Source organism: Alkalibacterium sp. m-11 (assembly GCF_054658155.1).
Genome location: NZ_BAAGIR010000105.1, coordinates 1 through 6,741 on the forward strand (window position 1 = coordinate 1; position 6,741 = coordinate 6,741).

Genomic DNA, 6,741 nt, shown 5'->3' on the forward strand with positions numbered 1-6,741 from the left:
TGTTTGTTGGTAACTACATTTTACCAAAGAGAGGTGTCTTTTTCTGTACTTTTAAGTTCAATATTCTAACTGATCTTTACGGTAAAAGGATAGAACGTCGTTCTTAGGGGTGCGAAACTTGAGTTATTATTAATCTCCTCCACTGTTGGCTTTATCAGTCTGACTATTGTGAGCTTCTTTTTTCCAGTAGGGACGTATTATGAAACAGATACGATAGACTTATCTAATCGTCTCTTGTTATATCTTATCGTAGCGACATTCAGCTATCTTCTACTGATTAAACTGAATATGCTGTATGAAAAACAGGTTAATACTGTCATACATGCGATGGAGTTGAAACTGGAACAAGTTGTTCAAAGCTTTATTGTGGCAATGGAAGCTAAAGACGCTTACACGTTTGGCCACAGTGAACGGGTCAGCCAGTATGCTGTGGCCATCGCTCAGCAACTCCCACAGTATCAGGATGAAAACAAGCTAAAAAACATCAGACTAAGTGGGCTGCTGCACGATATTGGAAAAATCCACATATCCGATGGCATTTTAACAAAACCTGATAAACTGACTAAAAGTGAGTTTGAGGTGGTTAAAAGCCATACTACTATTGGGGCTCAGATGGTTGAAAAAGTAGAAGGACTTGAAGGCTTAAAATGTGGCGTTCTTTACCATCATGAACGCTGGGACGGCAAAGGGTACCCTAAAGGTTCTCAAGGTCTTGAAATCCCTCTAGAAGCGCGTATTTTGGCTGTAGCAGATGCTTTTGATGCCATGACATCCACCAGAGCTTATCGCAGAGGTCTTTCCTTTAACGAAGCATACAAGCAGGTTTTGACTAATCTCGGCACACAGTTCGATCCCAATCTACGTGAGGCAATTGAAGCAGCAAAAGAGGCGATTCTAAAAATTCACGTTAAGAATCAAAACAATCTGGATGATTTGGAAAAGCTGACTGACTTTCATTAAAATGCAAAAAAATCTCCCCTACTGACAGTTTTATGTTGTCGGTAGGGGAGATTTTCAATTTTTACACTTTAGTAGCTCGATGGAGCTTATTCTTACATACTCAGATTAATTTCAAGCATTAAAGGCGTGTGATCCTGGCGGTCTCCTGAGTCAATCATATCAGATGTTTGTACTTTATCTGCCAGACGACTGCTTACGAGCCAGTAATCAATTCTCCAGCCGGAGTTATTGATTTTACTCGTTTTAGCACGCTGATTCCACCATGAATAGCGTCCAGTTACATCACCATGCAGATGACGGAAGGTATCTGTAAATCCTCTATTCAATAAGCGTGTAAATCCTTCACGCTCTTCGTCAGTGAACCCAGCTGACTTGTGATTTCTCTCAGGGTGAGCCAAATCAATTTCTTTGTGTGCCACGTTGTAGTCACCCGTTGCGATTACTGCTTTTTTCTCGTCTAAAGATGATAAATAGTCGGCATATTTTTCGTCCCAGATTTGGCGCTCTTTTAGTCTGACCAGGCCTGACCCTGAATTTGGCGTATAGACTTGAGTCACGTATACCTCATCAAATTCGAGTGTGATAATCCGTCCTTCTTTATCCATTGTATCCGGTGCTCCGATTTCAGGATAGGAAACTTCTGGCTTCAGATGGCTCTTATACAAAAACATCGTTCCCGCATAGCTTTTTTTAGCCGGCTCTTCAGACACTCTCCAGACGTATTCATAGTCCGGGAATAGTGTACTCAAAATTTTATCATGTTTTTTTGAAGGGCCCGTTCTAGGTAGTTTTGTTTCTTGGATGGCAATAATATCAGGATTCTGTTCGATAATGGTATTCATAACCTCTCTGGACATTACTGCACGATTGGAGTCGCTCGTTAAGGTTGCATTCAATGAATCGATGTTCCATGTAATTAATTTCACTGTTATTCTCCTTTGCTTCTTTTTACACTACTCTTTCTATTTTAACATTAAAGAGCTTGGAGAACGATTATTTCTAACTGAAAACTGACTACATTAAATTAGACAGCAGCGCTGTGGATCAGAAACTATTATTTTTTTCTCTGTGTTATTAAGCCCTAATCATGCCCACTACCAATAGCATCGTTGACACTGTCAAACCCATACTTCCTCAGCGTGGCGGGTAACTGATCAATCAATTCCTTGCATATCATCGGATTTTGAAAATTGGCCGTCCCGACAGCAACGGCACTCGCACCGGCCATCAAAAATTCCAGAATATCTTCCGTTGTGAGAATGCCCCCCATCCCTATGATGGGAATACTAACAGCTTGATATACCTCATAGATCATTCGAATAGCGACAGGTTTTATCGCCGGTCCCGATAACCCGCCAACCTTATTGCTCAATAACGGTTTTCTACTATTTAAATCAATTTTCATACCCGTCAAGGTGTTAATCATCGTTAGTCCATCGGCACCTGCACGTTCTACCGCTTTTGCTACGGCGACGATGTCCGCAGCATTTGGAGATAATTTAACGTAAACGGGGACATCAGACCGCTTTTTAACACGCTTGGTCACTTCATAGGCTACTTCTGGAATCATACCGAACTGCACACCGCCCTCTTTTACATTGGGACAGGATATATTCAGTTCAATCGCATGAATTAGATCCGTTTGCCTAAACGCTGCAGCAACATTCTCATATTCCTCAACTGTACTGCCGGCAATATTAGCTATGACGGGTAAATCAAAAGACCCAAGGAAGGGCAATTCCGTTTCAATAATACTTCGTACTCCCGGATTCTGCAGCCCAATAGCGTTCAGCATACCTGATTTTGTTTCCGCTACGCGAGGTGTACTATTACCCAATCGCTTCTCTTCAGTAGCGGCCTTAATCATAATGGCTCCCAGTTCGCTTAAATCATAAAACTGACTGTATTCACGTCCGAAACTGAAGCAGCCGGAAGCCGGCATAACTGGATTTTTCAATTGTAACCCCGGTAAGTTGACTGCTAGAGACATTATATTTTCACCTCTCCTGTATGGAAGACTGGACCATCTTGACAAATTTTCTTACTGCTTTTTTCATCTTGAGTTGGTACGACGCACGCATAGCAGGCACCAACCCCACATCCCATACGCTCCTCCAGTGAGAGAAAGCCTTTTTTATCTTTTAGAGTCGATTCGATTGCTTTTAACATCGGATTGGGTCCGCAGGCGAAATAATAATCAAACACTGGTTGTTCACTCTTAATAATGTCTGTAACAAAACCGCGCTGTCCATAACTGCCGTCATTTGTGGTGACATAACAGTTTCCAAGTCTTTTAAACTCTTCTTCAAAAAAGACATCTTTTTCATTGTGAAAGCCAATGACTGTGGTAACTCCAATGCCTTTCTTTACAAGTTCCTTTGCCAGATAATAAAGTGGAGGGACTCCAATTCCTCCTCCAATCAGGAGAGCATTTGTCATTTCTATCTGATCAATTTTATAGCCGTTTCCACAGGGAATGAGCATATTAAGCGGCTCACCTTCCCTCATGTTGCTGAGTTTACGTGTTCCTTCTCCCAGCTCTTTGAAAACAAGTGTGAGTAAACCTTTTTTACTATCGACGTCAGCTATGGAAATTGGACGGCGAAGCATATGTTCGCTTGAAGAACCAATCTGAATATAAACGAACTGGCCGGGTCGAATGGTTTCAAGCAATGCCCCTTCCATTAGGATTTCCATTTTAATCGTTTTATCTGCTATGACTTCTAGTCCTCGCAATTCTGCATTGATTAATTTCATATTTCTATCTCCTCCATTAATTAATAATTACTATACTTATATCTGAAGGTTTTCTTGAGCAATCTCAATGCACAAAAAAACCTCTCTGCTAAGCTGCAAAGAGGACACGTACAGAAAAAAATCCGCACAAACTCATTACAACCTTGCATGTCTCACAGGACTTGCTTAAAGGTGTATCTCAAAAAACTATTATAATAGACTTTTAATAAAAACTTCACAATAACCCATATAAAAAATATGCCCATCTTCCACGGGCAATAAAGAGGGCATAGAACGGCATACTCTATACTTTCACCTTTTCCAGACTCACGGGACTGTAATTAAAGGGGTGATTTGTTCTTATTATTCCAGTTATCAGGTGATAAGTCAATGGTATAAATATCATTTTGATATTATTTTCACATAACTTTTTTGGAACTTTAATTATGCATTTACTTGAAGTTATGCATATCGTTTTACAGCAAGTATAACTTGCTCTAGAATATACTCAAGGATATTAATTGGGTGATTTTCTTTTCACTGAATGCTTACGTTAACTTTCCTATTTTAATTAGAGACAACCTTGAGGAGGGGCTATTAATGACTGAGGAACATGATGTTCATAAAAACCATACGCATGAGCACAGTCTGGACTGCGGACACACTAAGATCAAGCACGGTGACCATATTGATTATGTCCATGACGGGCATTTGCATCACGAACATAAGGGGCACTGGGATGAGTGTGCCATAGATGTTTCTGAAAAGAACCCCGATGACTGCAGCCCTATGAACTGTGGCTGTCATCATGACGGCGACTGCGGACATGAAATGGTCCAGCATGGGGACCACAAAGACTATTTAGTCAACGGTCGGCTTCACCACGTACATGGCGACCACTGTGATGATCACGGTCCCGTAGAAATTGTCGAAGTAAAATGATTTTTCTATAATCATTTAATAAACTAACACTAAATTATTAAACAGATGCACGGAAGCAGTTTGGAAATAATCCAATACTGAATCCGTGCTTTTTTAGGCAATTAAGACCTCTTTTAAAAAACAACATCCATCCATACGAATACAACATATCCCTATAGTTAACTGGCTGCTGATTATGATTAAATCAGCTTAACAACAAGTTTACTGTTAAAAAAACTAAGGAGTGGACTAACTGATATGACAAGCCAAAACACTATGGGGCTCACACCTCCTCTAGGATGGAACTCTTGGAATACATTTACATGGGATATCAATGAAACGCTGATTAAAGAGGTAGCTAATACTTTCGTTTCCGATGGCTACAAAGATGCCGGTTATGAGTATATTGTTATTGATGACTGCTGGAGTCTTAAAGAGCGGGACGAAAATGGACAGCTGGTACCCGATTCCGAAAAGTTTCCCAGTGGGATTAAAGCGTTCGCTGACTATGTTCATAGTAAAGGGTTAAAGCTAGGCATCTATTCCTGCGCCGGCACGCATACTTGTGCCGGGTATCCAGGAAGTTTTGAACACGAATTTGAAGATGCCAGACAGTTCGCAGAATGGGGCATTGATTTACTTAAGTACGACTACTGCTTCAAGCCAAGACAAATGTCAGGGGAACTGCTTTACAAGCGCATGAGTCTGGCTTTAAAGAATTCCGGAAGAGATATTTTATTTTCTGCCTGTAACTGGGGAGAAGATGATGTCTATCACTGGATTCGTGAATCCGGTGCTCATATGTACCGCTCCACGGGAGACATTCAGGATAATTGGGAATCCATAAAGAAACTCACCTTGTCTCAAGTGGATAAAGCGCGTTATACAGGGTCATATTGCCACAATGATATGGACATGTTGGTTGTCGGCATGTATGGCGGCAGTAATGACGGCTTCATTGGCAGTAAAATCGGAGGCTGCACAGACAGTCAATACAAAACCCACTTTTCCTTGTGGAGCATGATGGGGTCACCTCTTATGATTGGCTGTGATATACGTGAGGCTAGCCATATGACCAAAGACATTCTTCTGAACAAAGATCTCCTTGCCATTAATCAGGACGTGGAAAGCAGAGGTGCCTACCGTATAAAACCCGAACCTCAGTGGTTTCATGACGATGATGTCTTTATTCAAGTCAAAGTCCTGTCAGACGGCGATTTAGCCATCGGTTTCTTTAACTTAAGTGACACGCAGCGTGAAATATCGCTGCAGTTCTGGGATATGGGTCTTCCTTATGCTTCTAAATGTTCTCTTGAACTATATGACTGCTGGGAGCATAAAACAATCGGACAATTTAAAGAACGCTATAATCCCGTTGTGCCAAAGCATGATTGTCTCATTGTTAGAGCGAAAGTTGTCAGCTGACATGAGTAACCCTACTACTTGCCAGCACTGCAAGGTTCCTCTTCACCCGGACGAAGTTGCTTTAAATTTGAAAGTCGTCTCGCGGACAGCCCGAACATTTTCCTGTCTGGACTGTCTTAAAGTGCCTCTGGGCTGCGAAAGACAGGCTTTGGAGGACTTGATTACCTACTACCGGGAGTCAGGTAACTGTGTCCTCTTTCGATAACGTGTTTTTCTATGTTCTATAAGCAGACGGTGTTTTTGCCGTTGTCTTTTTAAATACTTTAGAAAAATACAACGGATCTTTGTACCCTACAGAGTAAGCGATGGAGCTGACTGACAAGTCAGAAGACTCCAGCAGCACACTTGCTTGCTGAATTCTGACTTGCCTAATGTAAGAAGAAATCGGCAGCCCTGTTTCGCCCTTAAACAGTCGAAATAAATAGCTGCGCTCAATATTTACAGCTCCCACAATATCAGAGACCGTCAGAGATGCTTTCCAGTAATGCTGATAAATGTATTTTTTTGCCTGCTGAACATAGTCGATATCGCTTTTTACCCTATCTGCTGGAAACTGTTCCACATAGTAAGACAACCTAGATTCCCAAAAAATTATAACGTGGTCGGGGGCACAACACCTAAGGTGTTATATAATTGCGACTGCTTCTTCGTAATCTCACCCACTCGTACTGCACTGCCTGGATTTTCAAATGCCTCAAT

The 6,741-nt window shown here is 41.4% G+C and carries 7 protein-coding genes; 3 read left to right on the forward strand and 4 right to left on the reverse strand.

All coding sequences use genetic code 11. The annotated features are described in order from the left end of the window. Positions 1-168: 168 nt before the first annotated feature. Positions 169-960 carry an HD-GYP domain-containing protein gene (locus tag ACYQ2O_RS09525; protein ID WP_346024927.1) on the forward strand — a complete coding sequence of 264 codons (792 nt, stop codon included), beginning with the start codon at positions 169-171 and terminating at the stop codon, positions 958-960. A 92-nt stretch (positions 961-1,052) separates the two neighbouring features. On the opposite strand, the gene ACYQ2O_RS09530 is transcribed toward ACYQ2O_RS09525, so the two are convergent. From ACYQ2O_RS09530 to ACYQ2O_RS09540, 3 genes are all read right to left on the reverse strand, one after another. Then, positions 1,053-1,886 carry an exodeoxyribonuclease III gene (locus tag ACYQ2O_RS09530; protein WP_346024928.1) on the reverse strand — a complete coding sequence of 278 codons (834 nt, stop codon included), beginning with the start codon at positions 1,884-1,886 and terminating at the stop codon, positions 1,053-1,055. A 155-nt stretch (positions 1,887-2,041) separates the two neighbouring features. Next, positions 2,042-2,950, reverse strand: coding sequence for a dihydroorotate dehydrogenase (locus ACYQ2O_RS09535; protein WP_346024930.1), 909 nt, complete (start codon positions 2,948-2,950; stop codon positions 2,042-2,044). Next, on the reverse strand, positions 2,950-3,717 hold the full coding sequence (locus tag ACYQ2O_RS09540; protein ID WP_346024929.1) for a dihydroorotate dehydrogenase electron transfer subunit: 768 nt from the start codon (positions 3,715-3,717) through the stop codon (positions 2,950-2,952). Before ACYQ2O_RS09540 ends, ACYQ2O_RS09535 begins: the two co-directional genes overlap by 1 nt. A gap of 579 nt (positions 3,718-4,296) precedes the next feature. Between ACYQ2O_RS09540 and ACYQ2O_RS09545 the strand changes: the two genes are divergently transcribed. Both ACYQ2O_RS09545 and ACYQ2O_RS09550 read left to right on the forward strand, forming a co-directional pair. After that, the gene (locus ACYQ2O_RS09545; protein ID WP_346025596.1) at positions 4,297-4,638 is read left to right on the forward strand and encodes a hypothetical protein; all 342 of its coding nucleotides are present in this window, start codon (positions 4,297-4,299) and stop codon (positions 4,636-4,638) included. A 237-nt stretch (positions 4,639-4,875) separates the two neighbouring features. Beyond that, the gene (locus ACYQ2O_RS09550; RefSeq protein ID WP_346025597.1) at positions 4,876-6,042 is read left to right on the forward strand and encodes a glycoside hydrolase family 27 protein; all 1,167 of its coding nucleotides are present in this window, start codon (positions 4,876-4,878) and stop codon (positions 6,040-6,042) included. A gap of 214 nt (positions 6,043-6,256) precedes the next feature. Here the strand turns inward: ACYQ2O_RS09550 and ACYQ2O_RS09555 are convergent, their stop codons facing one another. Continuing rightward, a complete protein-coding gene (locus ACYQ2O_RS09555; RefSeq protein ID WP_346025598.1) occupies positions 6,257-6,604 on the reverse strand; it encodes a helix-turn-helix domain-containing protein in 348 nt (115 codons plus the stop codon). Positions 6,605-6,741 lie beyond the last annotated feature (137 nt).